Source organism: Flagellimonas flava (genome assembly GCF_050617915.1).
Classification (GTDB): Bacteria; Bacteroidota; Bacteroidia; order Flavobacteriales; family Flavobacteriaceae; genus Flagellimonas; species Flagellimonas flava_A.
Map to the genome: position 1 here is coordinate 508496 of NZ_JBODQE010000001.1, position 26833 is coordinate 535328.

The following is a 26833-nucleotide window of genomic DNA, read 5'->3' on the forward strand; positions in this document are numbered from 1 at the left end:
GTTTAGCCGCGCATGTACAGGATGTCAAAATAATCCAGCTCAAGTTCTATGGCCGACCTTTGGATTTTACCTAAGGAACGCACATATTCGTTATAACCAATTTTCCCATCGTACCACAGTTTTTTTAAACGATGGTATCCCTTGCAGAAAGATTTTCTCTTTTTGCAATACACTAGAAAATCAATATAATGTGACGGCTGTTGAACCAGCATAAATTAATCTTTTTAGTGCCTTAGGGAGAAATCAGGCTTTATCAAAATAACGCTGTAATTAAAAGATCAGTATTTTTAATTCCGTTAAAGGTTCAAATTAGGAATATTGATGGCTAACACATCTCCTATGTTCAACGGTGTATTTAGCCCTTAAACCCAGGTACATATGGAAAGTCCATCATTTGAGGTAAACTTGGAGGGCACGCACAGTGTAAGGGTTCCAACGGAGGTCGTCACTCCCTTTTTGGAAGCCGGGCACAAAAGAGTCAGGGTAAAAGCTTGCTGTGAAAATAGGGAAGTAACCTATTATGCAGCGCTCCAGAAACGTCAAGGCGCCTATTTTGTGATGTGCAACAAGGGGAATCAAAAAAAATTGGGTATCTATCCCGGTGATTACTTTCAGATGCAGTTCTACGAAGACACTTCCAAATATGGGGTGGAGATGCCCGAAGAACTGGATGCTGTACTGTCAACGGACATGGATGCACAAACAATCTTTGAGGGTTTCACCGATGGCAAAAAAAGAAGCATCATTTACATGATTTCCGGTTATAAAAATTCCCAAACCCGAATTGATAAATCGCTCCTACTTTGTGAAAACCTAAAAAGAGGTGTTAAGGATAACAAAGCGCTTTTGGAAATTATTTAGGTTGAATTCACATTAAATAATTGGTACCTTAGACCAAACCTAAAAACCCTTACGATGAAAAAAATACAGATCGCAGCCATGAGCCTACTGGTTCTAACGGCATTCAGTTGTAAACAAGCTAAAAAAGAGGCGGAAACAACCACTGATGAAGTTGTTGAAGAGGTGAAAGAAGAGATTGTAGAGGTTAAGAGCGTCTCATTTTCCATGGAAGCCAAAAGCGACAGTAATGTGGGAGGTGAAGTCACTTTTACCGAGGAAAACGGGACAGTGATTATGAAAGCCAAGCTTACTGGGCTTACCGAAGGTGAACATGCCATCCATATTCATGAAAAAGCAGATTGCTCCTCGGCAGATGGTAAATCAACCGGTGGGCACTGGAACCCTACCTTCCAACCACATGGCAAATGGGGAGCAGCAGAAGGCTACCACAAAGGCGATATTGGAAACTTTGTGGCTGATGCCGAAGGCAATGCCACTGTTGATTTTGGAACTTCTGAATGGTGTATTGGATGCGATGATGAAACCAAGAACATTGTAGGAAAAGCGGTAATTGTCCATCAAGGTGTAGATGATTACACTTCACAACCCAGTGGTGCGGCTGGGGCCCGAGTGGCCTGTACGGGTATTATTCAATAGAGAAAATTCAAGAGCCGCTGGAAAGTGGCTCTTTTCAATTAAAATTATTTGGTATGAAACTAGGGGCATTCTCCGTTAGTCTAGCTGTCAAAGACCTTAAGGCATCCAAGGAATTTTATGCAAAGTTGGGATTTAAGGTTTTTGCAGGAAGTGCGGAACAAAATTATCTCATACTTAAAAATGGCAATGCCCTCATTGGGCTGTTCCAAGGAATGTTCGAAAACAATATCCTTACTTTCAACCCAGGTTGGGATGAAAATGCCCAAAAGATGGAGGCTTACGATGACATTCGGGATATCCAGAAAAGTTTGAAAGCCGATGGTGTTCCGTTGCTCTCTGAAACCGATGAGAACGGCACGGGGCCAGGAAGTGTCATGATATCGGATCCAGACGGGAATGTCATCTTGCTAGACCAGCATATCTGAACAATTTCCCTGCTTTAACTGATACTCATAAATTTATGTAACTGGTTACATTATTTTATATCTTTACGTAACTAGTTACATAATTAATATGGAACCTGATTTTCTACAAGAACTCAAACATCTGGGGTTCACTGCACGTATAAAGAGATTGAATGAAAGCATTGTGGCCAGCACCTTGGATCACTATGCCAGCTTAAACCTGGTATTGGAGCCCAACTGGCACGTTATTTTTTTATTGCTGAAACAGCGCGACACCCTTACTGTAACCGAAATGGCGCAAACCTTGGGATTCTCCCACCCTGCCATGATCAAGACCACCCGAAAAATGAAAGAGCAAGGTTACTTGGAGCATCAAAAAGATGCACTGGATCAACGAAAGATCTTGATACGACTTTCCAAAAAAGGGAAAAGACTACTTCCAAAGTTCGAAAAAGAATGGAACAGAATTCAAGAAGTGCTTCAGGAGGTGGTGGACGATACCCTTCTAAAAAAACTGGATACGTTGGAACACAATCTTAAGGAACTTAGCTTTTCGGAGCGCTATGCCATCCGTTTTGATGAGCATAAAAAAAACAACCCATTTAGCATACGCAATGCCCTTCCTTCCGAATTTAAACAAATCGGGAACCTTATGGTAGAGGTCTATTCGGGTCTGGACGGCTTTCCCAAGCAGGAAGACCAACCTGCATATTACCATACCCTCGCCAACATAGGTGACTTTACCAAAAAACCGAATACAGAACTTTTGGTAGCCGTATCCCCTTCCCAGAAAATTTTAGGCGGCGTCCTTTATTTTGGGGATATGCAACACTACGGCTCAGGAGGTACTGCCACACAAATGAAAAATGCCTCGGGGTTTCGGTTGTTGGCAGTCGCATCCTCGGCCAGGGGTCTGGGTGTGGGAAAAGCGTTGAGTGTGGCCTGTATACATAAGGCTAGGGAACATGGAAATAAGCAGCTGCTGATCCATTCCACAGCCTACATGAAACCTGCTCGAAAGATGTATCAAAAATTAGGTTTTGTTCGCTATCCCAAATTGGATTTTGAGCAAGAAGGATTAGAGGTTCATGGATTTAGGCTTATTCTGAAGTAACTTAGGCCAAAAGTTATTCGAGCTATGGATGAGTCTTTGGAAAATTCCAGTAGCGCCCTGGCCTCCCATTTTTTTAGAACCGAATATGGGAAGCTTGTTGCCGTAATTTCCAGATATTTGGGAAATCATCATGTGGAGACAGCTGAAGACATTGTACAAGAAACCATGTTGAAGGCCACTTCTCACTGGGAAATGAACGGCATTCCGGACAATCCCAAAGCTTGGCTGTATACTACAGCTAAAAACCTATCGCTCAATGCCATCAAACGGGGCAAATACCAAAGGGATTATGCATCCAAAAACAGCATGAAACCAAGTTTGGAGGATGGGTTGCCCTTTTCGGAAGAACTTATTGCGGACAGCCAACTGCGAATGATGTTTTGCTGTTGCCACCCTTCCATTTCCGAAAATTCCCAAATAGCCCTGGTTTTAAAAATTCTCTCTGGTTTTAGTATCCAAGAAATTGCCCATGCTTTTTTCTCCAATACCGAAACCATAAACAAGCGTTTGGTTAGAGGCAGAAAACAATTGCGACAGGTAAGTTTGGAACTTTTTAACGAGGAAGTTATCAACCAACGACTGGAAGCTGTGTTAAAGACGATTTATCTCTTGTTCAATGAAGGGTATTTTCCTTCCAGTAAAAATGAGGTTATCCGATTTGACCTTTGTCTCGAAGCAATTCGATTGGCCAAACTGCTTCTGGAGAGCAAAAGCATCCAGCAAAAAACAGACATTCATTCACTTTTGGCGCTTATGTATTTCAATGTTTCGAGGTTTAACTCTAGGGTTTCCAAAAACGGCAAGGTATTAGATCTTAAGGAACAGGACAGGAGTTTGTGGGATGCCGAATCCATTCAAACGGGCATGCAATATTTGGAAGAGGTGACCCAAAGTCAAAAGGTTTCAAAATATGCCCTTTTAGCTACCATTTCTGCTCATCATTGTGCGGCTCCCACGTATGGGCAAACCAAATGGAATGACATTTTAGGTCTATACGACCAACTGCTCTCCTTGGAACAATCTCCCATTGTGGCCCTGAATCGGGCTGTTGTCCTCTCGGAGGTTGAGGGGGCCACCAAGGCCATTGAAACATTGAAAGAGCTGGCTTCCCAATCCGATATAGGGCAGTACTATATGTACCCCTTTACCTTGGGTGAACTTTATAAGCGAAATCAGGAATGGGATAAAGCGCTGGAGGCCTATCAAAATGCTAAAAAGCTAACTCCAAACCCAAGAGATAAGGAACTTTTATCAAAAAAAATTCAGGAGCTTGTCCCTAACTTACCTTCCCAGTTGTCCTAGGGTTGAATTTTAATCCAAAAACAAGAAAATCATGAGAGAATTTTTATTGCTTATTCGAAGTGAGGAATCGCCAAAGGCCAATTTGTCCCCAGAACAAATGCAACAGCACATTGAAAAAGTTGGAGGGTATCTGCAACGGCTCACAGAGGAAGGTAGAATGAAATCGGCCCAACCTTTGGAAATGGAAGGTACCATGCTATCCTACCAAAATGGGCAGATTATAGACGGACCCTACAACGAGACCAAGGAAATTATTTCTGGTTATTACCACTTACTGGCCAAAGACATGGAAGAAGCTGTCTCCATTGCCAAACAAGACCCAAGATTTGACGAGGGTATTTGGCGGGTAGAAGTTAGGCCCATTAAATATGTTGAGGGCATAAACTAACTTAAAAAAGGAACGGCTTGCTAAAGCAAGCCGTTCCCACCATCAAAATAAACCTAAAAACCAATACTGGTTCTTATAATTTTACCCCCACCCCAAATCCAATAATCCAGGGGTTGATATCCACATCGGCGCCTACAGTGGCACCCAGAGCGGTGGTAGCATTCACGGTTGCATCGGTATTTAGAAAAAGTTTCTTCACATCCAGGTTCAAGAACCATTTATCGTTGAGCATATAGTCAAATCCGCCTTGCAAGGCATATCCAATGCTGGTGTCATAGTCCACGTCATCTGCAACAGGTCCTTCATCAACACCATAGAACAATGTAAGGTTTAAGCCTGCCCCCACGTAAGGAACAAAATCCCCTCCTGTAAAGTGATATTGCCCAGTCAAAGTTGGGGGAAGCAACCATACGTGTCCCAAATCCAAATCACCGGCAGCTGTTCCAACAGCTTCCACATCGTGTTTGGTAGTGGCCAAAATCAATTCCAAGGACCAATTTTCATTAAAAAAATAAGAGATATCAAATTCCGGAACTACGGCCGTGGATATGGAGGCATCCCCACCAATAGTCTCAATATCTGCACTCTCATCGGGAGTCACAACAATTCCCCTTAAACGAAACTGCCACTTGCTGGTATCATCATTGCTAGGTACATCCTGCGCCCATACATTGGTTATCATGGCCATTAGTAGTGCCAAAACAAAAATTCCTTTTTTTCCCATGTTCTTTGATTTTAATTTTCGTCAAAACTAGGGTTGGAATACTTCAAGGAATATGACCTTTATCATTGGACACTGAACCCCCAGTAAAACCAGAGCATACGCCCCCAAAAGTTTTTACCTCAGGCATCAAATTTATTGCAAAACAAAACTTGCCGCATTCGAAGTGACATAATTTCCTTTATTTTGAAGCGTAAATCTTTGCCCAATGAACCCTTCTTCTTCCGGATGGATCAATAAGTTTGGACATCTTGTCCAAAAAGAGCGCCTACACTTCCCAGACTTTGAAAGTTTGTACCTGGAACTGAAAAAGAACGGTTTTATCTATGGTATCCATCTTGGGATTTCTGATTTTATTCCCGTTCAGCATGAGCTCACCGAAGATGAAATAGCAAAAACCAATCTGCTGACTGCGCTCTACTATACGTTCAGGTTGGAGAAAGGAGAGGTGGAGTTTGACCTCTTTGTGAACACCGTTTTTGCCTATTACCAATCGCTTGAAGTTGGAAAAATTTCATTTCTAAACAAGATTTTGGCAGGAGGGCACACGGAAAACCAGCTTGAAAAATTGTTGGATTCCAGAATCTATTTAGGTGGGAATGCATTTAACAGGGCTCTTGGAAACAGTTTGACCAACTCACTTCTTTATGTAGACATTCTCATTTTTAGGGTTTACCTCAAAGGCTATTCCCCAATTATGGAGCATGCCCAAAAGTTGGAATATGTGATAATGAACATTGCGTACCAAACCTTAAATTCCAAGGAAACGGATGAAAAGGATGCCAAATTGATGCAACTTTTAGCCTCTTCACTGACTTATGTGGATTTGAACAATGCAAATTTTGATGGTACATATCGGGATTTATTGTGCTCAAATTTTACTCCTGAAGAGCGCCAATATTTTTTGGATATGGCCTGCTTGACCATCTGGGAAGACCAGACATTGAACTACACAGAATCGGACTATATTTTTGGTTTGGGAACCGACTTGGAAAAGACCGAAAATGAGGTGAAATTGGCCTTGGAAAATGTGAAGGATTTCTTTGAAAAAAACAGGGACAAAATCCCCTATTTAAATGACAAAAATTTGGCCTCACAATTCTATGATGGAATGTCCAAAAACGTCAGTAAATTAATTCTAAGAAATAGCAAAAGATTAAAAAAAGAACTTGCTGAAAGTAAGGAATTGGTAACCCTATTATCCAAATCTGCAGTTAAGGAATTAAGTCCTAACGAAAAGAAAAAAGTTCAGAATCAACTGCTGGATGTTTTCAAAAGTGTACCTTCTTTGGCCATTTTTATGTTACCTGGAGGAGCGGTTCTTTTACCAATTTTCATTAAATTGATTCCTAAATTACTTCCCTCCGCATTTGATGACAACAGAATTGAGGAGAGCTAGCCTGGTTGAAGGTCAAAAACGCACTATAAAGAAAATTTATAGTGATTTTTCAAAGGTTCTATAATTTTGAAATTCAGATTATTAAAATCCACTACTCTAACCATAACTTAAAGTCTTTTACACGCTCCCTGCTCACTATAATTTCTTGCTCATTATACCGTTTTAGCTTGATTTGGAGCCTGGAATTGGTGTAAGAAATGATATCATTGACGTGATTTACGTTCACATAAAACTTTCGGCTCACCCTAAAAAACATTTGGGGCGAAAGCTCTTCCTCCAAATTTTCCAAGGTGGTGTCCAACAAATAATTTCTTCCCTCGGATGTGGCCGCATAGGTTCCTTTATTTTCACTGTAAAAGCATTCCACCTCATCGGCATTGATGATCTTCAGATGTTGTCCAACTTTTACCGTGAATCTTTTTTTGTACTCTCTTTCCAGAGGGTTTACCAAGAGCTTTTTTATGTCGTTAAAATCCACCGAAATTTTCTGGTTTCCAGGCTTAAAATTTTGGTACTTTTTTATGGCAGTTTCCAGCTCCTCATCATCAATAGGTTTTAGCAAATAATCTATGCTGTTCAACTTGAAAGCTTGGAGTGCATATTCGTCATAAGCAGTGGTGAAAATGATGGCACTTTTGACTTCCACAATTTCGAAAATTTCAAAGGACAAACCATCCGAAAGTTGGATGTCCAAAAAAATCAAATCGGGATGGGGATTGTTCTGAAACCACTCAATGGATTCTTCCACCGAATGGAGCATCATGGAAACATGCACATCCAAATCCGAAAGTAGACGGCTTAATCTTCGCGCAGCCGGTTTCTCATCCTCGATAATTATTACGTTCATTATAGCCATTATAAGTTAGTGTTCGTGGAAACCATTATTTTCCTTGTTCATAAACTCTTGCATTTTTCGGCGCTCCCATTTCGCAATCAATGGTCTACCGAACAAGGTTAGGCCTTGAATGAGTATAATTGCGGCCCAACTCAAGGTAATGGTCCAAAATTGCCAATGCAGATAATTGGCAAAGCCCACTTCCTGAATGCCGGTCGCCTCTATGATCATGCGACTGGTATCTGCTTTTACAATCCATAATATGGCATTGACCAGTAGGAATACAAAAACATGGGTATAAAAACCCCTAATTTTCCTAGCCTTTTTCTGGGCTTTCTCATATTTTGCAACTTCTGGTTCCATTAGCGGTATTTGTCCATTTCTTTTTCGTCCTCCTCAATATACTTTTGAATCTGTTTTTCCTCCCAATCCTTTCCAAACAAAAGATTGAAACCAAAAACTTTGGAAGCATGGAATCCCAGGCCGATTCCCCAACCGAATAGGGTTACAAAGTGCGGCCATTGCCAAAAGTCGTCCGTGTGCATATAGATATTCACCAAAATAAAGGTGTTGATGATAATGTAAACGGCCGAATGGATGTAAAACCCCTTGAGTTCCTCAATCTTCTTTTTAGCTCTTTTATATTTTTCTTGATCAAATTGTTCCATGACTATCTCCATTTATTTTTACTTTCTTCATCTTCCATCAACTGTTTTATTTTTCGCTCTTCCCATTTTCGTCCAAAAAAGGGATTAAGGTCAAAGGTTTTGAGTGCGTGAAAGAAAACACCAATCCCCCAACCGAATGCTACCCATAAAAACCACATGTATCCAAAACCAATGGTCAGGTAATTAATAAGGGCCAGAATGGAGACTATGACAACATAAGACCCCAGGTTACCGTAGAATTTTTTAAGCTCATCCACCCGCTCCTTTGCCCTGATATACTTGTTCTCTTTGTTGAAATTGTTCATGTTGTCAAGTGTTTAGCAAGGTTTTTAAAGATAAGGATTCGTTAGAATTCGCTGCTGTTCATATACTCCTTAATTTTTCGCTCTTCCCAGTTTTTCCCTAAAATGGGATGGTGTCCGGTAGCATTCATCCACTGAGCAATAAGACCTATCCCCCATCCTACAGCTGGAAAAATTACCCAGGGAAAACGTGTTGTGTGGTAATTGACATACGCCAATATGGGAATCACAATACAGTAGCTGATTAAACTGCTGTAAAAACCTTTTAATTCTTTGACTCGTTCCTTGGCTCTCTCGTATTTAAAGTCTCTATAATTTTCCATTTGTTTTGTATTGATGTTCAACTTGTTTTGATTTATACTTCAAAATTCGGAACAAACAAGTAGGATAAAAAAAGAGAAGGAGTCAATTGTTAATTTAGACGGATGAGTTGTTGTTGGGATTGGACATGAGATGTGGGATGTGAGACGTTAGATGTTAGATTCAAGAATCAAGACGTTAGACTTTGGACTTTAGTCTTTAGTCTTTAGCTTAAAAATCCTCTTTCTCCATGAGTTCCCTGATCTTTCGTTCTTCCCAGCGCTTGCCCCAAAGTGGGTTTGTTCCAAAAGCTTCCATTCCGTGCATTAAGAGTCCAAAACCCCAGCCCAGAGTTGGGAAAAATGCCCATAAAAAATCCGTTGTCCTGAAATTGAGCCACCACAGGAAGGGTATAACAATGCAATAGGCCGTAAGGTTGGAATAGAAGTCCTTAATAGCCTTTACCCGTTCTTTTGCTTTTATATAGCGTTTTTCTGCTATATAACTCTGTTGCGTTTCTTTTACGCTAATGTTTTGGGTGAGCATGGGAAGAGCAACACTGAATTTTGATTTGGTTTTACCAATTTCCACTGCTCTATCCGTCAAAATACTGTAGCGCTGTTTAATGTTCTGAAGTCCCACCCCACTGCTTTTTTTAACGACCTGTTTTTCCTGGAGATTATTGCTGACAACTAAGTTCCCTGACTTTTCTTCAACCTTAATATGCAAGGGCTTGGCGGCCGTGACCACATTGTGCTTCACCGCATTTTCCAATAGTAACTGCAAGGACAAGGGAACAATTTTGGCTTCTGGTATGCTGCTCTTCTCCGGAATATCAAAAACAATGCTGTCCTCAAAACGCATTTTAAGTAACCTAACATAGGTGCGTGCAAAGTTGAGTTCCTCGTCCACCGTCACCAAATCCTTGTTCTTTTGCTCCAAAACATATCGATATACTTTGGAAAGCGATGTGGTAAACTTTTGGGCTTGGGTGGGATCTTCCTCAATTAGGCTGGTCAACACATTTAAGCTGTTGAACAGAAAATGCGGATCCAACTGATTTTTTAGCGCATCGAAGCGTGCGGATGCCGTTCCAGCTATAATTTTCTGCTCTTTGACCCTTTTTTCCTGCCAATTCCTATAGAAATAAAAAGCGTGGAAAAAGACAGAAATAACAATCGTGATCAATAGGGCTACCACATAATAAATGGCCTTTTCACCCGCAATGAAATCCTCCCAGTCCTCGCCTTCAAAACCAATATTGATTACGATTCTGATCCAGAAAATCCCGATCATGGTCAAGACCACCCCACCAAGTGCTCCTATAACCAAGCGGTACTTTGCATAGCGTTTCCAAACCACTTTGTGGTTCAGATAATCATAGTACACCCCATTAAGTAAGCTCAAAACAATGGAGTAGAATATGTAGTATCCTATCTCACGCAAAAGGTCAATATCAAAAGATATCGACCCTCCTGAAAGTGCTCTTAAGCCAATAAAGATTCCAGCTAAGATCAGTCCGATCAAGATAGCCGTAGCCAATAATTTGCCTATATATTTTAGAGTTATTTTCATTCACCGCATTGGTTAAGCACTACCTCTGCCCGATCTTTTCCCCAAGAAGGATAGAAGGGTGTATCATTGCTAAAATTAGCAAAAAGTTCCAAGGACTTTTCCACGTCTTTACAATAGGGGGTTACATCCTTGCCAAAATATTTGGCGCTACCCATATCCCATTCTGCTTTGGACAATACAACACGTGGGTTTTGCGGAGCCATGGCCAAGGCCTGCTCATACAATTGAAAGTTCTTTCCAGAAAGCGTCATCCCATACGTGGCTCCATCATAGGCAATCCAAGCCGTATTGATCAAGGCTTCCAAAACCATTAGCTCCGGATTTTCTGGGGAAATGGCCTTTGCCAAATCCAAAAACTCTTTTGCTTTTTCCAACTGTTTGGATAGTTTTTCAAAATCTTTCTCGCCAAACGAGTGAATCGTATTCACATGGGCCACATAATAATGGGGAATCCAATTGTCCTGTTCCGCCATGGCAATCCGTTCAAAAAGGTTGGAGGCTTCCGTGGGTTTTTGTTCGCCCCAAAGTTGAAATGCTTTTTGCATTCCGCTGGCATATCGATCTTGGGCGGTTGCCACACTGGTTACACAAATGACAAGTACTGCTAAAATCTTTTTCATGGTTTTATAGTTTTATAAGTTGCTGATTCGTTTTTTGATTGATGATGAATTTGGCATCTTTCCATTCCGGAGGGCCATATTTAGCTGGAGCCTGATTACTACAGGCATAATTTTCCTTGGGATAAAAACCGAGGTATTTATCCATTTTACCATTGTTGTTTTCATCATGATACACGGAAATAGCATACTCCCCATACGGAACATCATCGAAAACAAGCTCGCATTTACCATCCATAATGGTGCTGCTTTTGCTTTTGAAGGTTTTTTCCAACCAATTTTGGGCCGAGTCATATAGCCCAACCCGCAACATGCCCTCGTCACTTTCAATATCTTGTATCCGCACCTTTATTGTGGCAGTGGACTGTCCAGAGCCAATGGAAACCATACAGAGTATCATTCCAAAGCTTAAGATTGCTGATTTCATCACTTTTCGTTTTTATGATTTACACCCCAAAATTGGATCTAAGTCCTTTTGAAGCACAAAAAGAATGACTGAATTGTATGAATCAGCGGATGGATTGTAGGTGGGAATAAAAAAACCCGATAGCTCAGCAAACTATCGGGCATACCAATTGAAAATATGAAAACTAACGTTGGCTATAATCTTGATGGATGGCTTCTTCAAAAACCTCCCAATGCGCATCTGTCATTCTCCTTGGGGTAAAAAGGCATATCCCCGCAGCACCATTTTGCATGGATGTTGCGATGGCTGTCCCAATTTCTTCGGGAAGCAATCCGTGGTTTTCCGGGTCTTTTTCGCTACCCTTCTTTTCAGGATTTGGGCAAATAAAGAGACCACTGTACACTGGAGCCCCATTTTTTGCGGCGGCTACTTCCTCCTTGGTCATTTCACCGACCCATTCAGGCCCCTCTAAATAGAAATCATTGTAATTCATAGGATAAATGGCGTCCAAATTCCAGTTGTTCCACTCTTGCCGCACCAGCTTTTTGGAAATGGACGGTCCCGGAAATACTGCTGCATTGATTTTTTTGTCCTTGGAATGCACCACTTCTGTAAGTCTATTGACCATACTGGTAATCAAGTCGTAACGATATTGTAGCCATTCCGTTACCTGGGATGGGTCTTCTACTTCCTTTATATCAATTCCGGATTTTGCCTTGAAATCAGAGGTACATTGATCACAATAGCAGTAGTCAAATTGAGGGAACTCCCGATCCATAACCAATCCATATTTGTCCCAAAGACCGCGGGCCAAAATCACATCGGGAAACCGGATGTAATCCAAATGAATTCCATCTACCTCTTCCACTTCGGCCACGCTTCCGTATAAATCGGCCAAAAAGTTGTAGACCCCTTCCTTGTTCGGACATAAAAAGGTATAGTGTGATACATAAGCTGGTTTATCAAAAGCTGATTCCCCATTTCCGTTTATAGCATACCATTCCTTTTTTAACTTGGGATTTTTGCCCTGTACCATGGTAGGAATCCAAGTGTGGAATTCCATTCCCTCAGCTTTGGCCAGTTTGCCCACTCTTTTGTAAGTAGCTGGATCATGCCCCCCATTGTACATAAGCCCATCAATTCCCTTGGCTTTAAGATCTTTGAATTCGGCTGAAATTTCGGCATCGGTCGCATCTCCAGGTCCCCCAAGCCAAGCATACACGGGGATCTTGGATTTCTCAGCGCATGACACAAGCAGAATGGTCATAATCAGTATGGGCAAAAGTCGCTTCATTGGAAAGTTTTTGTGTTATTCGGCTTGAATTTAACCAAACTTTTTGGGTATTCATTTGATTCTTAGCTGAACGACATTGTCACCCGTACGAACACCAAATTCATCCATCCAAAATCTTTTCTGTCCATTCAAAAGGGGGTTTCATAAACTCAAATACCTTATCCATCAAATGTGAGGGTCTTATCCAAAAATTTACACGTAACATTCCTCCCTAATCAAAATCATGCATCCAATGAAAAAACTATCATTCATCCTATTTATGCTTTTCCTAGCTGCAGGAAGCATCCCCAATGCCCAGGCCCAGTTGGGAAAATTGGGAAAAAAAGTATCCAATAAGGTTAAAACTGAAGAAAGGAAAGCCAAGAAGGCCGTTACCAACACCAAAAAAACGGGGAAGCTTCCCCGCACTGAAAAAACAACTGCACCTTCCATTAAAACTTCGTCTGCTGCAAGTAAGGGTCAATCCCCACAGGGTAGTACCATTAACCCACCCAAACCTACAATAAGTGGCTTAACCCCAGAAGAAGACTGCAAGGGTGCCACCACCAATTTTAGAACGGCCTATAAACAGTTGGGGAAATTTTTAAACCCCCAAGAAGGTGTGGAAGAACCTTCAATTCCAGAAATGGAGGCAACAATCGAACAAGTGAAAACCGTTTGGTTAAAGCAAATAAAAGATAGAGACCCTAATTGTGACACTTCAAATCTTGAAGCCGAACTTGCAAAAGCCGAAGAGTTTGTTAAGGAAAAGAAAAGTGGTTTTTTTTTAATGCAGCAGGGGGATTATACAGTAACAGGTATTTGGGATAAACTTACTGTTGATGGTTCCGTAGAATATGGTAGAGAAACCAATACTCAATCCTTCACCTTAGAAGGAAGCCTGGGGCAACTTGAGGGTACCATGAGTTCTCCTGCAGGTGAAGAAAATTCAGAATATTTCGTTTTTGAAATAAAGAATTTTGGAAATGGTGTTATTATTCCAAGTCCTGACGCCGACGGTAACATCGAATTTTATCAATTTGCGGTATTGAATGGTGAGGATATTTTGGCAATGGCTTTTTTAAGCAATAATCTCGACCGCAATGGTTTAGAAAAACTGGCAGATCGAAGAGCTAAAAAAAATGTGGAAGAGGCTAATCTAGATCCATTTATCAAAAATAACCTTGGGAAAATATTAGTGTCGACAGAGGGGCCTATTTTTATCAATGGCAGAGAGAATGGACAAACAGGAGCTGCCGAGGTAAAACTCACAACCTCTTTAACTCTGGGTCAGCCCATATGGTTTCGTACTGTTATGGAAAATAACAGAACGCCCATGGAGTTACTTAAACTTACCGGTTATCCACCAGTAGATAAAATAGGAGCTGCGATTAGAACCAAAATTCTATTTGATGGAGAGGAAGTGGGGCAAGATTTTTTTAGATGTACAAAAGCCGAAGATGTGAAGATTGTCAATGAGGCCACAAGTTATCAAGAAGTTGGATTCAAACCCAACGGCCCTGCACAGGATGCATATAGAGAAGGTTTTGAGGGGATTGCCAGCAAAAATCCCAAAATTGGAGAACATACCCTCGAGATTCAAAAATGGGCGGTGAACTACAATATAGTTGACCCTGAGAGTGAAAACAAATTTCCATTGGAAGTATTGATGGCGACTTCCGGTAAGCTTCAATTGAAAATTACAGAAAATAGCTGGGAACCATTTTGCAATAGTGGTGAAAACAACTACGGCCCAACCTCTGGTGTAATCAACAGTTACTCTAAATCAATTTTGGCATTAGCTAAAAAAGAAGCTGTTAGATCCAATTGGAAAGAAACACCATTTTCATGTCGATACGTTGGCAAATATGAAAAATATCATGAAGTGACAGGAGTCCATATGTATACTGTTTATAAAGGAGCCGTTAAATCAAGAATGCCCAATGGTTCCATCGTTGAGCAGATAATTCTGATGGCCAATGGAGCCTTTTATGGGGTGGGTTCCAATACGCATCGATACCTTCCCCCAAACTGCAATTAACCTTACCAAACAACTAAATATTTAAGGCTCCAAAATGGGGCCTTTTTTGTTTAATAACAATCTTCTTTAACAACTCCCTTTCCATTAAACAATTCAATATCAATTAGATATACCCTTAAACTGAGTTAATAATTCTCAAAACACAACATTTAACATTTCATTGATGCAACCCTTTCCTACCCACCCCTGTCCTTAAGGCAAACAAATCCTAAAAAGGGATTTACATAATTCATTAAATCAAAAAACATGAAACAAAAAACCGGAAGGCTTAGGCTGCCCTGGTTATGGACCGGACTATGTCTTTTATTGGGCGGTCTCAGCATCCAAGCACAGCAAAATTTTACCATCAGTGGGAATGTTACCGACAAAATCAATGGGGAGACCCTTTTTGGTACGTCCATTTTTCTGGAAGGAACCACCATTGGTGCCATTACCAATGAATATGGATTCTATTCCTTAACTGCCCCAGCTGGAGATTACACCTTAGTGTTCTCCCATATGGGGTACAAAGAAATTTCCATGCCCATCCAACTGAACCAGAATTTAAAAATGGACATGGAAATTGAGGAATTCTCCACCCAATTGGATGAAGTGGAGGTAACCGCCGAAGAACCCGAAAGGGCCATCCTCAGAAAACCTGAAATGAGCGTATCCAAGCTCAATATTAAAACAGTAAAGCAGATGCCCGTGGTTTTGGGCGAGGTGGATGTTATTAAATCCTTGCAAATATTGCCTGGGGTTACCAGCAACGGTGAAGGTTCCAGTGGTTTCCATGTTAGAGGTGGCGCTGTGGACCAAAACCTGGTATTGTTGGACGAAGCCATTATCTATAACACCTCGCATATGCTGGGCTTTTTCTCGGTTTTCAATGCGGACGCAGTTAAAGACCTTAAATTGTATAAAGGGGGAATCCCAGCCAAATTTGGTGGGAGGGTATCGTCCGTTCTTGATGTGCGCCAAAAAGACGGGAACAGCAAGAACTTTGCACTGACAGGTGGTATTGGGGCTATTTCCAGCAGATTGGCCGCCGAAGGACCTATGTTCAATGACAGGGGATCTTTCCTTGTCGCGGGCCGTGGTTCTTATGCCCATTTGTTTTTGAAACTTGCTGGCGAACAAAACAGTGTGAGCTTTTATGACCTCAACCTCAAAACCAATTACAACCTCAGTAAAAATGACAAGTTGTTTCTTTCCGGTTATTTTGGAAGGGATGTTTTTGAGTTTGGAGGCTCATTCAGCAGTAGCTATGGCAATGCTTCAGGTAACCTAAGATGGAACCATATCTTCAACGACCGTCTTTTCTCAAACCTGTCCCTTATTTATAGTAAGTACGACTACGAGTTGTCCATTGACGATTTTTCCTTTGATTGGATATCCTCCATCAAAAATTACAATGCCAAGTATGATCTCAAATACTATTTCAGCGATGCCTTTAAATTGGATTTTGGGGTAAGCACCCTCAAATACGAATTTGATCCAGGGCAAATAAAACCCAAAGGACCTGATTCTGCGATAAATGAATTGCAACTGGAGCAAAAAGCTGCCTTGGAAAGTGCCGCCTACGTTAACGCAGAGCATAAACTTACTGATCGGCTAACGGCCCAATATGGGGTTAGGTTTAGTCATTTTAACCGAATGGGTGGGCAAAAATTGTCTCTCTATGCCAATGACCAACCTTTGGTCTATAACAACACCTTGCGTATATATCAACGTACCGACCCTATTGATGAAATTAGCTTTGATAAGGGCGAGAGCATCAAAACTTTCTCCAATTTGGAACCCCGAGCTTCATTGGCGTATCAGCTAAACGATTATTCCTCAGTGAAGCTTGGATATTCCCGAGCAGCGCAGTATATCCACCTATTGTCCAACACCTCATCGGTAACTCCATTGGACGTGTGGACGCCAAGCGGAAAATACATCAAACCACAGTTATCCGATCAATACGCATTGGGATATTTCCGAAACTTTAAGGACAAGACGTACTCATTGGAAGCAGAGGTCTATTATAAAACCGTGGATAACAGAATTGACTACATAGATGGATCCGATTTGATTGGAAACAATACCATAGAAACTGAAATTTTAAATGGAGAATCCCGTGCCTACGGTTTGGAGTTGCTAATGCGAAAAAATGAGGGGGATTTAACCGGATGGATTTCCTACACGCTCTCCAAGTCCGAACAAAGAACATTTGGTGGCAAAGCAGGTGGACCTGGTATAAACAATGGGGACTGGTACAATACCCCATTTGACAGAACGCATGACATTTCGGTTACCGGAGCCTACCGATTCAATGATAAATGGAGCTTTGGAGCCAATGCCATTTACCAAACCGGTAGACCCGTAACATATCCCAATGGGCAATACATTTATGAAGGTATTTCCATTGCCAATTATTCCCAACGAAATGCGGACAGACTACCCGACTATTACCGACTGGATGTTTCGGCCACATACAAACCCAATAAAAGGCCGGATAAGCGTTGGAAGGGCGAGTGGGTCTTTGGCATCTACAATGTTTTTAACCGAAAGAACGCGGCTTCCATCTCCTTTGGTCAAAATGTAGAGACCGGGGCCAATGAAGCAACCCGTACAGCCATCTTTGGCATAGTGCCTTCCGTAACCTATAATTTTAAATTCTAACAACATGAAATCCTATTATATAATTGCATTGACCGCTTTGGCGACCTTGATGACATCCTGCACGGATGTCATTGAAGTGGATGTCCCTGAAGGCCCCATCCGATTGACCATTGAAGCATCCCTGGATTGGAAAAAAGGAACTGCAGGTAACGAGCAGACCATTTTATTGAGTAACTCAACCACCTTTTATGACAATCAAACACCATCCCCTGTTACTGGGGCCCTGGTAACCGTTACCAATAATGATACTGGGACCATTTTCAATTTTGAAGACCAAAACGATGGTAGATACACCACCTCCAGCTTTATCCCAATTCTAGAAAATTCATATACGCTGAATATCACGCACAATGGGGAACGCTATACGGGAACGGAAACCTTGTTCCCTGTATCCGATATCTCCGAAGTGTTTCAATCCAAAGAGGATGGTGAGGATGACGAAGCATTGGAAGTCAATGTTTCCTTTCAAGATCCCGAAGGTATAGAGAACTATTATTACCTCCGCTTTCAAAGCAGAAACGATGTGCTTCCTGAACTTTTCGATATAAAGGACGAATTTATAGATGGTAACGAGGCCACTTTCTATTACGAAAAGACAGAGGACGAGAGCAACAACATTAGGGAGTTTGAACCAGGAGATATTGTGGACATTAAGCTTTTGGGTGTATCCGAGGATTATTACAACTATATGCAATTGCTTATTGAACAATTTGACAGCGCAGGTGACCCATTTAGTGCAACCCCGGTTGCGCTTGTCGGAAACTGTATAAACCTGGATGATTCCAGCAATGCCCCTTACGGGTACTTCAGGGTCACCCAGATGGTACAGGACACTTTTACGTTTGAGTAGTTTTTTGGTTGGTGCGAATCCCAAGGTGCAAAGCTCTCTTTTGGCCTTGGGGTTTTTTGTTCCTCAATTCTTTATACTTCCAATGTACTATTCGGGATAAATTAGTATTCCAACCGTAGGAAAAACAATCTTTTTTTGTCTCTTTTGACTAAGAATCCTCAATTTATTCCTTATTTAAGCCCTTCATTACCAGATTTTTACTATATTAAAGAGTTGGGAATTTAACATTTACTCGCCCCCTATTCCCTCCGTTCCCCTTTATACGCAGATCCTTTACTTGCAAATGTATAGGTGGACACATGTTGGTTGAAATTAAGCAAGTTGTAGCTTTTCATTCTTCGAGACTAATTCAACATAATAGCAACATTTAATTTCAACCTTATGAAAACACTACAAAGAAAGCTGTTTGTGGCATTGGCCGCATTCGCATTTTCCGGTTTGGCTCTAGCCCAGGAAAAAACCACGCAGGCCTATTGGGTCCATGAGGACCGTGTTAAGCCCTCTATGGTGATGGAGTATGAAAAAGTAAGCAAGGAACTTACAGATCAGTGCAAAAAGCACAACATTCAAACTTTGGCTTGGATTTCCACCCAATCCGATGATTTTAGATACCTCTTTGTATCTCCCATCGATTCCCTTTCGGACATCTCCAAGGCCAATAAAGGATTTGGCACCCTACGGGATAAAATGGGCGAAGAAGCCTTTGACACCTTATTTGATGATATGGGCAAATGCTACGATGCCCATGGAGACTATGTTATCATCTTGGATAAGAGTCTTTCCTATATGCCTGATGGAATCACCCAAACCCCAGAGGGACAGGATTACCGCCGTTTTTACTATTTGCACACCACCCCAGCGGGCATGAAAGGCATGAAAGAAGGAATGCAAGCCGTGAAAAAGATGTATGAGGACAAAGGTTCCAAGACGCATTACAGGGTATACCGAAGTGGTTTCGGAAACATGGGAAGCTTTTATATGGTGGCCATTGCAGCCAAAGATGGGGTCAGCTATGAAATGATGGGTGATGCCAATGAAAAATTATTGGGTCCTGAAGCCCAGGCCATCTATGGGAAAGTCATGAAACATGTTACCAAAATGGAGGAGGTTACCGGAAAAATGAGGCCAGACCTTGCCTATTCCCCCAAGTAAAAATCCAATACCCTAGCGATAGTCGCTAGGTCTCTTTTAACTAAAATCAACAACAATGAAAAAACTAATTGCATTGGGCTGTGTTATTGCCCTATTTGTATCCTGCAACCAAGGTCCGGTCAGGTATACACAATCCTCAGCTGAGATTGACACCGTCAAACAATTATTGTCCAACTATGATAGCAAAAGCTATGACACCAGTATGTATGCCGATACATCAAAAACTCGCTACAATTCCTCTGCACAAATGAATCCCTCAGAAACAATGGATTTTCACAAGGAAAACGACCCCAACTATTCAAGTCGCGGGTTTGCCGAAAAAGGCCAGGAGTTTGAAATGGTTGTCACCGATGATGGTGAAACCTGGGTTAATTGCTGGCTAGACTGGGAGGGTACACTTGCCGCCAACGGCCAGGAATTAAAGATACCTGTACACTTGACCTATCGTTTTGTTGATGGAAAAATTGTACGGGAATTTGGGTACTGGGATCCTACCGAAGCTGTTCTAGCAATGCAGAAAATTGCTGCTGCGGCCAAAGCGGCTGAGGAAGCGGCAGAACAAGGAGAAGAATAAATACTAACATAAACCAACACACAATGAAAAAATTAATTTTAATTGCCCTTTTGGTACCTTTTATGGTATCTGCGCAGGAAGTCCAGGAGTATGGTATGTTCACTAACCTGATGCTCACGGCCAACCCAGAAAAAATCTCTGAATTTGAGGCGGGATTGGCAGCCCACAACAAAAAGTTCCATTCCGATGGAGCCTTCCAAGCCAATGTGTTTTTTGTAATGAGTGGTAAGAATTTCGGCAAATATATCTGGAGTATGGGACCCAATCCCTGGAGTGCCATGGATAATGCTCCAGGTAACGAAAATGGCCACAATGACGACTGGAATGCAAACGTGGCAGCCCACGCCCTTTCGGACGCTACGGTGACCTATTGGAAGTTTGATACGGACCGATCCAATTTTACCAGGGATTTTAAGCTTAAAAACTTGGCGGTATTCATGTTGGATATCAAACGTTTTAAGGGCCGTGAATTCATGGGACTTTTGGATAAGGTTACCAAAGTATTCAAGACCAAGGATGCCGATTCACAATGGGGTGTTTATTTTAATGAACTCAACAATACGGATGGCCAGGATATGGCCTGGGTCAACTTTTTTGACAGCAGCTCCTGGATGTCCGAAGAGGATAAATTCCCACAGTGGTACGAAGAAGTTCACGGGGAAGGTACTTTTATGGAGTTTTTAAAAGCTTTTGGGGATACTACACATTCCGACGTTCAAGAGCTTTGGGCCTTTAGGCCCGATCTTAGTGGTACCGACGGTTCAGTGCAAGCCGCCGATCGCCAGTAGACCATAGAAGTAATGAAGTAGGAGCATTTAAATGCTCCTACTTTTTTTGCATCAACCTTATTAACCAACTATAAGACATGAATTCTTCCAACCAAAATTATCAACCAACACAAAAAAAAGACCGCATTAATTCCTTGGATGTTATTCGCGGAATAGCCCTTTTAGGTATTTTGTTAATGAACATAAATGGCATGGGACTGCCCTTTGCTTATGGCGATCCCACAATCGCTGGCGGATCTGAAGGTGCAAATCTCTATGTTTGGATTACAAACAATATGCTCTTTGAAGGAACAATGCGGGGACTCTTTACCTTACTTTTTGGGGCTGGAGTCATTTTACTAACATCAAGACTGGAAAAAAAAGGGGCAGGCATAGCCACTGCCGATATTTATTACAGAAGACTATTATGGCTTCTCCTTTTTGGTATCATCAACGTATATATTTTTCTATGGGAAGGGGATATACTATATCCCTATGCCATTTTCGGACTGCTTTTATTCCCCTTTAGAAATACAAGCTCAAAAAAACTCATCATCTATGGGCTGGTACTATTGTTACTCGGTTCGCTTTGGGACTATTCTGATTATCAAAACGATTTGAAGACCCAAACAGAAGGTTTGGCAGCTTTGGCAATTCAAAAACAGGGTGATTCACTTTCCAAAGATCAAACTACTGCTTTGGAAAAATGGGAAAAGAAAAAGAAAAAACGAACACCTGAGCAGGTATCCGAAGAAATTGAAAAACGTCAAAAAGGATATTGGTCCAATGTAAAAAGTAAAGTAAAAACCAACCAACTTTTTCAGACCTGGTTTGTATACCGTTATTGGCCCTGGGACCTTACAAGTTTTATGCTCATTGGGATGGCCTTCTTTAAAATGCGGATTTTCCATGGCGAACGTACCAGCAAATTTTACTTAATTATGGCTGCAGTAGGCTATCTTATAGGTTTATCCGTGAACTACTATGAAACCTGTTTGAGTGTAAGTTCCAATTTTGATGTAATGTCTATTTCAAAGGCTGGATTGACCTATCAGTTAGGCCGATTTTTCACCACTATGGGACACGTAGGGTTATTTATGCTCTTTATTAAATCGGGAATTTTGGGCTTTCTACAGAAAGCACTGGCCGCGGTAGGCAAGATGGCCCTGACCAATTACCTAGTGCACAGTATTATAGCTGCATTTCTTTTCTATGGATTTGGTTTTTCACTTTTCGGACAACTAGAGCGGCATGAACTCTATTATATTGTAGGTGGAATTTGGATTTTCCAATTGATCTATAGCCCTATTTGGTTCAAATATTTTCAGTTTGGTCCAGCAGAATGGTTATGGCGTTCACTAACCTATAAACAAAAACAACCCTTTAAAAATCCGTAAACTAGGTTGTTTTAACTTTGATTTTTGTAGGAAATTGGAATTAAATCAGGGTAGTTCATCGAAATTTATCCCAATTCCCAAGGAAATTGCGATACTCTTGGCATCTTTGAAGTCAGCACTAAGAACTAGTATTCAATACGTTGCATAATTTTAACCCCATAAATATGAACACTAAGCTTTATTTCCTGGCAATTTTGATGTTTACCTTTCTGATGGTAAGCTGCGAAAGTGAAACCAATCCGTATGCCGATGGCACGGGTAGAATAACCCTTCAATTAACGGATGCGCCATTTCCATTTGAAATGGTGGCTGAAGCCAATGTAACCGTTTTCAAAGTTGAAGTGAGAAAGGTGGATGACAATGAGGAAACTGATGATAATGGTGACAGTGATGAAGAGAACACCGATGGCTCTCCTTTTATTACCCTCATGGAAGAAGAAATTGAGGTCAATCTATTGGAACTGACCAATGGCACCACTGAAATGTTGGCCAATGTTGAAGTACCAGTTGGAACCTATGACTTGGTTCGCGTTTATGTAAAAGGCGTAAATGTGGTCCTCACTGATGGAAGAACATTTGATTTAAAAGTTCCTAGCGGAGAACAAACGGGTATTAAAGTCTTTGTGAAACCGGGTATCACCGTGGTTGGTGGTCTTTCTGCTGATTTGTTGTTGGATTTTGATGTCAGTCGTTCCTTCGTGGCCAAGGGGAATACAAAATCTGTTGATGGCATCCACGGTTTTAACTTCAAACCTGTGATCAAAGCGTGTAATTTGTCAACAGCTGGAACCCTTACCGGATTGGTATCTTCCATTGAAAACGATGTTGATGTATTCTTGGAAGGTGCCCAAGTCTCGGTTATGGCTGCGGATACTTTAAACACTTCAGGTTTCACAGATTCAGAAGGAAAATATACCATCATGGGATTGGAGGCAGGTACTTACCAAGTGTTCGCTGCTTTGGAAGGCTATATGAACAGTGACACCTTGGATGTGGAAATAGCCGCGGCCAACAAAACCATACAAGATTTTCAACTCGATAAAATTGTGGAGGATAACTAACAATAAGAGTACTTACCGAAATACTAAAAAGCGGGATTGTCCCGCTTTTTTTGTTTTAAAGTTTGATTCAGTAATGTAACTTGCTTGTGAAATCGAATTGCTCATTTATTGGGCACTTTATAACTGAACACCTGACTTAAAATGTACATACCCCACTACTACAAGAACGAAAACCTCGAGGAAATCAAGGATTTTTTGAATCATAACAGTTTTGGAATCCTAGTCAACCAAGTGGATGGTAAACCATGGGCCACTCACATCCCATTGGAATTGGATAGAACAGAAGAGGGCAAGGATATTTTGGTGAGCCATATTTCCAAGGCCAATCCGCAATGGAAGTCCTTTGAATCCAATACCGAGGTGCTTTGCATTTTCAACGGGCCACATGCTTATGTGTCTTCTTCTTGGTACCAGGAAGAAGAGGTTCCCACTTGGAACTATATTGCGGTCCATGTATACGGAAAAGTCAAAGTCCTAAACGAGGACGAAACCATGGCATCCCTGTATAAATTAGTGGACAAATATGAGAAGGGCTCAAAAAACCCACTCTCCTTGAACGACCTGTCTCCAAAAACACTTCGCCAAGTGAAGGGCATTGTAGCTTTTCAGATTGAAATCACCGATATTCAGGCGGCTTATAAACTTTCCCAAACCCGACCTCACGATCATCCTAAGATTATTGCTGAGTTATCAGAAAGACAAGACCCTGGAAGTAATGCTATAGCGAAATTGATGAAACCTTGAAATTTTTCTTCTAGATGTTTGGAACAACGGTGTTTTGTATATTGTAAGTAATTATAAAACAACTCGTTAATTCCAAACACCACACTCATGACATCATCGCGAAGAAAGTTTTTGACAAATTCCGCCTTGGTTACGGCTGGATTTACCCTTACTCCAGGTAGCAGTTTTGCCAGTTCTAAGGCGGAAAAAAGTACGAAAAACGACTTATATCTTATTGGCCCCAAGGATGGCTACACTCCAGAAATTGGAACTTTACTTTCCACTATGACCATGATGCGCCATTGGGTCATCAATACCGTTAAAGATTTAACAATGGAGCAATTGGATTATCAGATAGACGATCAATCCAATTCCATTGGTGCCATGTTACTACATTTGGCTGCAACAGAAAGATACTATCAGTTAAACACATTTGATGAGATGGAATGGGGTTCGTGGAGCGATGAAATAAAAAAGGAATGGGATGTTCCAATGTCTATGGGACAAGAAGGAAGGAAAAAAATAAAAGGAAATACTATTGATTTTTACCTTTCCAAGCTAGAAGAGGTGAGAGACAAAACTCATCAAGAACTTGCACGAAGGGACGATGCGTGGCTAGAAAAAGTAGAACCATTCTTTCAAAATAAACCGACGAACAATTATTGCAAATGGTTCCATGTTTGTGAACATGAATCCAATCACAGAGGTCAAATGAAGTTTATTATTAAAAGATTACCAAGTGCCTAGTTGATAATTATTCGTTGTCCATAAACTTGGTATCGGCCCAATTGGAATAACGTGGGTTGTCCACATGCATAATCCATAGCTCATCCTTATATTTTCCCTTCATTTGGGATTGATAAGCGGCATAGGCCTTTTCGTCTTGTTCATATTTGGCCAAATAAACATAATTAAGCCCGTTATCCGGGTTTTTGAAGTATTTGGCATCCAACCCCCGCTTTTTAAGATCGGCCATGAAGCTCTTTAAATAGCCTTCGTTCTTAAACACATTGGCAACAATATAATGGCCCTTGCCTACCCCATCCAGACTTATAAATTTCTCTATGGGTTTGTAAGCACCTCCAATGAAAGTTCGTTTGGGTTTTGCAACTTCCTTTGGTTTTTCAATATTTACGGCGAGGGTGGTATTTTCCATGGTATTGGCAAGAGAATCCAATTCTGTGTTTTTCGCAAGATAGAGCGTCTCGGCCATTTCCTCAATGTCTGGCCTCTTGTTTTCTGTCTGTCGCTTTACCATGCGCATGACCATTTCAAAACGCATTTCCAAATCGCGTTGCCTGTTATTTTCCAGAGAGTCCATCTTAAAGATCAGCTCATTGATGATGGCATAATTGTCCGCTTGCTGTTCCTTTAATTCCTTTACTTGCGCCTCCCAGAATGCTAAATCTTCCTTATTGGTTGGACGTAAAGTAGTTTTGGCGTCCAGCTTGTCCTTGCGTTTCTTTTTGCTTTCCTTGATGTCGGCCACAAAAGTTCCTTCAATGGGCTTTTGCTCTGGCTGCGAATCGGCCATCAGCACGTTTCTAGACATGGTTGGAACAAAGGAGAATGCAATGGAAACTTCATGGGTAACCCCCAAATGCGTCAGGTTTCTATTGAGGTTCTTTTCAAAATTATACCCAAAGGAAAGTCTTCGATTCAGGTTAAAACCCGTTCCTGCAGAAGCCCCATACAATTGATCATATCCGCCTTGGAGCCATCCCAATTTGGGAAGGTCCAAAATCAGTCCTCCACCAAAAATTGGGTCCTGGTTTGCTTCAAATCTGGCTCTGGCCAAAGGCAGCAGACGACCATCCTCGAAAATTCCAGCCCCGTTCCTAAAGTTATGGGCAAATTGGATATGGCCTGAAAAGGTCTTTTCGTTGAACTCACTTAAAGACTTACCTGTTCTAATGTTATAATCCACCAAATTTTGGGCAAATACCCCAAAATCAAATTTTCCCAAAGAAAGATTTAATCCGGGTTGAAAGGAGATGATCGAGTTCTGGGTGGCATCATTCAGAATGGGATCATCATCCAAAGCTACGGCTCTGTCCGGATCAAAACTACTTACATAGTAAGGGATATTGACACCAAAACTCAGGTTGCTCTTATGGCCCAACTGGATACCATGGGAGTAATTGGCCATAATCCCCAAATTGGAAATCACTCCTTCCTGTTGGTTATACAGACTAACACCCAAACCAACACGATCGTTGATCCGGCCGCTGTAGCTTAAAAAGTAGTTTTGGTTGTTATCATTAAACTCTGCTCCTTGACTTCTATGAAACAAGTTTACATAGGATTTATCTTCACGAACTGCTGAAAATGTAGGATTGATCAAAAAACGATTGAACTTCAACAAATTCTGAAACGGTACATCGTAACTCACATAAGGGTTGCCATCCTGAGCGCTAAGCGTGCCGCAAAGCAAACAGGGAATCAGCAAATGAAATATCCAATTAAGGGGAAATGAATAGTTGCCTTTGGAGAATAGGGGTAATTTTACATCCATAGCCAAATGGTGTTTGTAGGTTAAAGATCCTGGGAAGCCCAGGTGCGTGTTTTTTGTTTGGTCTCATAGCAAGATTTGGGATACTTGTAAGAGTTTTACTATTAACTTAATTGTAATATTACGTATTAACTCGATAAAAAACCAATTTACTCGTTCAAATGCATGGTTTACACGATAATTAAACGTTCAACAGATTAATAACGAGGGAATTACCTAAATATTCTATGCTGATATGCATTTCCAAATAGGTTTGATTCTATTATTTCGCTGTAATTTTATGTAAACATTGTTTACACCTTGAAATGT

Annotated in this window: 29 protein-coding genes; 17 read left to right on the forward strand and 12 right to left on the reverse strand. The window is 41.2% G+C overall.

The features are described 5' to 3' along the window. Nucleotides 1-2 precede the first annotated feature (2 nt). Entirely contained in the window at nucleotides 3-212 is a 210-nt protein-coding gene (locus ACRHOZ_RS02320) for a hypothetical protein (protein ID WP_431121906.1), read from the reverse strand. Nucleotides 213-378: 166 nt separating this feature from the next. Here ACRHOZ_RS02320 and ACRHOZ_RS02325 point away from each other — a divergent pair, with 166 nt between their 5' ends. The 6 genes from ACRHOZ_RS02325 to ACRHOZ_RS02350 all read left to right on the forward strand — a co-directional run bounded on the left by ACRHOZ_RS02325 (nucleotide 379) and on the right by ACRHOZ_RS02350 (nucleotide 4705). Next, entirely contained in the window at nucleotides 379-861 is a 483-nt protein-coding gene (locus ACRHOZ_RS02325) for a YdeI/OmpD-associated family protein (protein WP_431121907.1), read from the forward strand. Between the two features lie 54 nt (nucleotides 862-915). Beyond that, nucleotides 916-1497, forward strand: coding sequence for a superoxide dismutase family protein (locus ACRHOZ_RS02330; RefSeq protein ID WP_431121909.1), 582 nt, complete (start codon nucleotides 916-918; stop codon nucleotides 1495-1497). 53 nt (nucleotides 1498-1550) lie between these two features. Further along, on the forward strand, nucleotides 1551-1922 hold the full coding sequence (locus ACRHOZ_RS02335) for a VOC family protein (RefSeq protein WP_431121912.1): 372 nt from the start codon (nucleotides 1551-1553) through the stop codon (nucleotides 1920-1922). Between the two features lie 88 nt (nucleotides 1923-2010). Next, entirely contained in the window at nucleotides 2011-3015 is a 1005-nt protein-coding gene (locus ACRHOZ_RS02340; protein WP_431121915.1) for a GNAT family N-acetyltransferase, read from the forward strand. A gap of 24 nt (nucleotides 3016-3039) precedes the next feature. Beyond that, nucleotides 3040-4317: an RNA polymerase sigma factor gene (locus ACRHOZ_RS02345; RefSeq protein ID WP_431121917.1), complete on the forward strand. Its 1278-nt coding sequence runs from the start codon at nucleotides 3040-3042 to the stop codon at nucleotides 4315-4317. Between the two features lie 31 nt (nucleotides 4318-4348). After that, on the forward strand, nucleotides 4349-4705 hold the full coding sequence (locus tag ACRHOZ_RS02350; protein WP_431121919.1) for a YciI family protein: 357 nt from the start codon (nucleotides 4349-4351) through the stop codon (nucleotides 4703-4705). 73 nt (nucleotides 4706-4778) lie between these two features. Here the strand turns inward: ACRHOZ_RS02350 and ACRHOZ_RS02355 are convergent, their stop codons facing one another. Then, on the reverse strand, nucleotides 4779-5429 hold the full coding sequence (locus tag ACRHOZ_RS02355) for an OmpW/AlkL family protein (RefSeq protein WP_431121921.1): 651 nt from the start codon (nucleotides 5427-5429) through the stop codon (nucleotides 4779-4781). A gap of 205 nt (nucleotides 5430-5634) precedes the next feature. On the opposite strand from ACRHOZ_RS02355, the gene ACRHOZ_RS02360 reads away from it, so the two are divergent. Next, the gene (locus ACRHOZ_RS02360; protein ID WP_431121923.1) at nucleotides 5635-6825 is read left to right on the forward strand and encodes an LETM1-related biofilm-associated protein; all 1191 of its coding nucleotides are present in this window, start codon (nucleotides 5635-5637) and stop codon (nucleotides 6823-6825) included. Nucleotides 6826-6916: 91 nt separating this feature from the next. On the opposite strand, the gene ACRHOZ_RS02365 is transcribed toward ACRHOZ_RS02360, so the two are convergent. The 9 genes from ACRHOZ_RS02365 to ACRHOZ_RS02405 form a co-directional block, all read right to left on the reverse strand. Further along, nucleotides 6917-7672, reverse strand: coding sequence for a LytR/AlgR family response regulator transcription factor (locus ACRHOZ_RS02365; protein ID WP_431121925.1), 756 nt, complete (start codon nucleotides 7670-7672; stop codon nucleotides 6917-6919). Nucleotides 7673-7687: 15 nt separating this feature from the next. Beyond that, nucleotides 7688-8023, reverse strand: a complete 336-nt coding sequence (locus ACRHOZ_RS02370; protein WP_420400132.1) for a 2TM domain-containing protein — start codon at nucleotides 8021-8023, stop codon at nucleotides 7688-7690. Continuing rightward, nucleotides 8023-8340 carry a 2TM domain-containing protein gene (locus tag ACRHOZ_RS02375; RefSeq protein ID WP_431121929.1) on the reverse strand — a complete coding sequence of 106 codons (318 nt, stop codon included), beginning with the start codon at nucleotides 8338-8340 and terminating at the stop codon, nucleotides 8023-8025. Before ACRHOZ_RS02375 ends, ACRHOZ_RS02370 begins: the two co-directional genes overlap by 1 nt. Continuing rightward, complete coding sequence (locus tag ACRHOZ_RS02380; protein WP_431121932.1) at nucleotides 8331-8633, reverse strand: 2TM domain-containing protein; 303 nt, start codon at nucleotides 8631-8633, stop codon at nucleotides 8331-8333. The genes ACRHOZ_RS02375 and ACRHOZ_RS02380 overlap by 10 nt, the downstream gene beginning before the upstream one ends. Nucleotides 8634-8674: 41 nt before the next feature. Next, nucleotides 8675-8953 (reverse strand): 2TM domain-containing protein, encoded by a 279-nt coding sequence (locus ACRHOZ_RS02385; protein ID WP_431121934.1) that lies wholly within the window; start codon nucleotides 8951-8953, stop codon nucleotides 8675-8677. A 208-nt stretch (nucleotides 8954-9161) separates the two neighbouring features. Further along, the gene (locus ACRHOZ_RS02390) at nucleotides 9162-10505 is read right to left on the reverse strand and encodes a 2TM domain-containing protein (RefSeq protein WP_431121937.1); all 1344 of its coding nucleotides are present in this window, start codon (nucleotides 10503-10505) and stop codon (nucleotides 9162-9164) included. Continuing rightward, nucleotides 10502-11125 carry a hypothetical protein gene (locus tag ACRHOZ_RS02395; RefSeq protein ID WP_431121940.1) on the reverse strand — a complete coding sequence of 208 codons (624 nt, stop codon included), beginning with the start codon at nucleotides 11123-11125 and terminating at the stop codon, nucleotides 10502-10504. Before ACRHOZ_RS02395 ends, ACRHOZ_RS02390 begins: the two co-directional genes overlap by 4 nt. 4 nt (nucleotides 11126-11129) lie before the next feature. Then, nucleotides 11130-11549, reverse strand: coding sequence for a DUF2141 domain-containing protein (locus ACRHOZ_RS02400; RefSeq protein WP_431121943.1), 420 nt, complete (start codon nucleotides 11547-11549; stop codon nucleotides 11130-11132). A gap of 163 nt (nucleotides 11550-11712) precedes the next feature. Beyond that, nucleotides 11713-12822 (reverse strand): hypothetical protein, encoded by a 1110-nt coding sequence (locus ACRHOZ_RS02405; RefSeq protein ID WP_431121946.1) that lies wholly within the window; start codon nucleotides 12820-12822, stop codon nucleotides 11713-11715. 232 nt (nucleotides 12823-13054) lie between these two features. On the opposite strand from ACRHOZ_RS02405, the gene ACRHOZ_RS02410 reads away from it, so the two are divergent. The 10 genes from ACRHOZ_RS02410 (at nucleotide 13055) to ACRHOZ_RS02455 (ending at nucleotide 24759) form a co-directional block, all read left to right on the forward strand. Then, a complete protein-coding gene (locus ACRHOZ_RS02410; RefSeq protein ID WP_431121949.1) occupies nucleotides 13055-14842 on the forward strand; it encodes a hypothetical protein in 1788 nt (595 codons plus the stop codon). 246 nt (nucleotides 14843-15088) lie between these two features. After that, nucleotides 15089-17488 (forward strand): TonB-dependent receptor, encoded by a 2400-nt coding sequence (locus ACRHOZ_RS02415; RefSeq protein ID WP_431121952.1) that lies wholly within the window; start codon nucleotides 15089-15091, stop codon nucleotides 17486-17488. A gap of 4 nt (nucleotides 17489-17492) precedes the next feature. Continuing rightward, the gene (locus ACRHOZ_RS02420) at nucleotides 17493-18338 is read left to right on the forward strand and encodes a DUF4249 domain-containing protein (RefSeq protein ID WP_431121955.1); all 846 of its coding nucleotides are present in this window, start codon (nucleotides 17493-17495) and stop codon (nucleotides 18336-18338) included. A gap of 381 nt (nucleotides 18339-18719) precedes the next feature. Further along, nucleotides 18720-19490, forward strand: coding sequence for a hypothetical protein (locus ACRHOZ_RS02425; RefSeq protein WP_431121958.1), 771 nt, complete (start codon nucleotides 18720-18722; stop codon nucleotides 19488-19490). 55 nt (nucleotides 19491-19545) lie between these two features. After that, nucleotides 19546-20064: a nuclear transport factor 2 family protein gene (locus ACRHOZ_RS02430; protein ID WP_431121961.1), complete on the forward strand. Its 519-nt coding sequence runs from the start codon at nucleotides 19546-19548 to the stop codon at nucleotides 20062-20064. 23 nt (nucleotides 20065-20087) lie between these two features. Then, the gene (locus tag ACRHOZ_RS02435; RefSeq protein WP_431121964.1) at nucleotides 20088-20852 is read left to right on the forward strand and encodes a hypothetical protein; all 765 of its coding nucleotides are present in this window, start codon (nucleotides 20088-20090) and stop codon (nucleotides 20850-20852) included. Between the two features lie 77 nt (nucleotides 20853-20929). Beyond that, nucleotides 20930-22228, forward strand: a complete 1299-nt coding sequence (locus ACRHOZ_RS02440) for a DUF418 domain-containing protein (protein WP_431121967.1) — start codon at nucleotides 20930-20932, stop codon at nucleotides 22226-22228. 164 nt (nucleotides 22229-22392) lie between these two features. Further along, entirely contained in the window at nucleotides 22393-23289 is an 897-nt protein-coding gene (locus ACRHOZ_RS02445; protein ID WP_431121970.1) for a DUF4382 domain-containing protein, read from the forward strand. Between the two features lie 141 nt (nucleotides 23290-23430). Further along, entirely contained in the window at nucleotides 23431-24033 is a 603-nt protein-coding gene (locus ACRHOZ_RS02450; RefSeq protein WP_431121972.1) for an FMN-binding negative transcriptional regulator, read from the forward strand. 87 nt (nucleotides 24034-24120) lie between these two features. Then, complete coding sequence (locus ACRHOZ_RS02455) at nucleotides 24121-24759, forward strand: DinB family protein (protein WP_431121975.1); 639 nt, start codon at nucleotides 24121-24123, stop codon at nucleotides 24757-24759. 7 nt (nucleotides 24760-24766) lie between these two features. Here ACRHOZ_RS02455 and ACRHOZ_RS02460 read toward each other — a convergent pair whose 3' ends face one another. Next, nucleotides 24767-26527 (reverse strand): PorP/SprF family type IX secretion system membrane protein, encoded by a 1761-nt coding sequence (locus ACRHOZ_RS02460; protein WP_431121978.1) that lies wholly within the window; start codon nucleotides 26525-26527, stop codon nucleotides 24767-24769. Nucleotides 26528-26833: the final 306 nt, after the last annotated feature.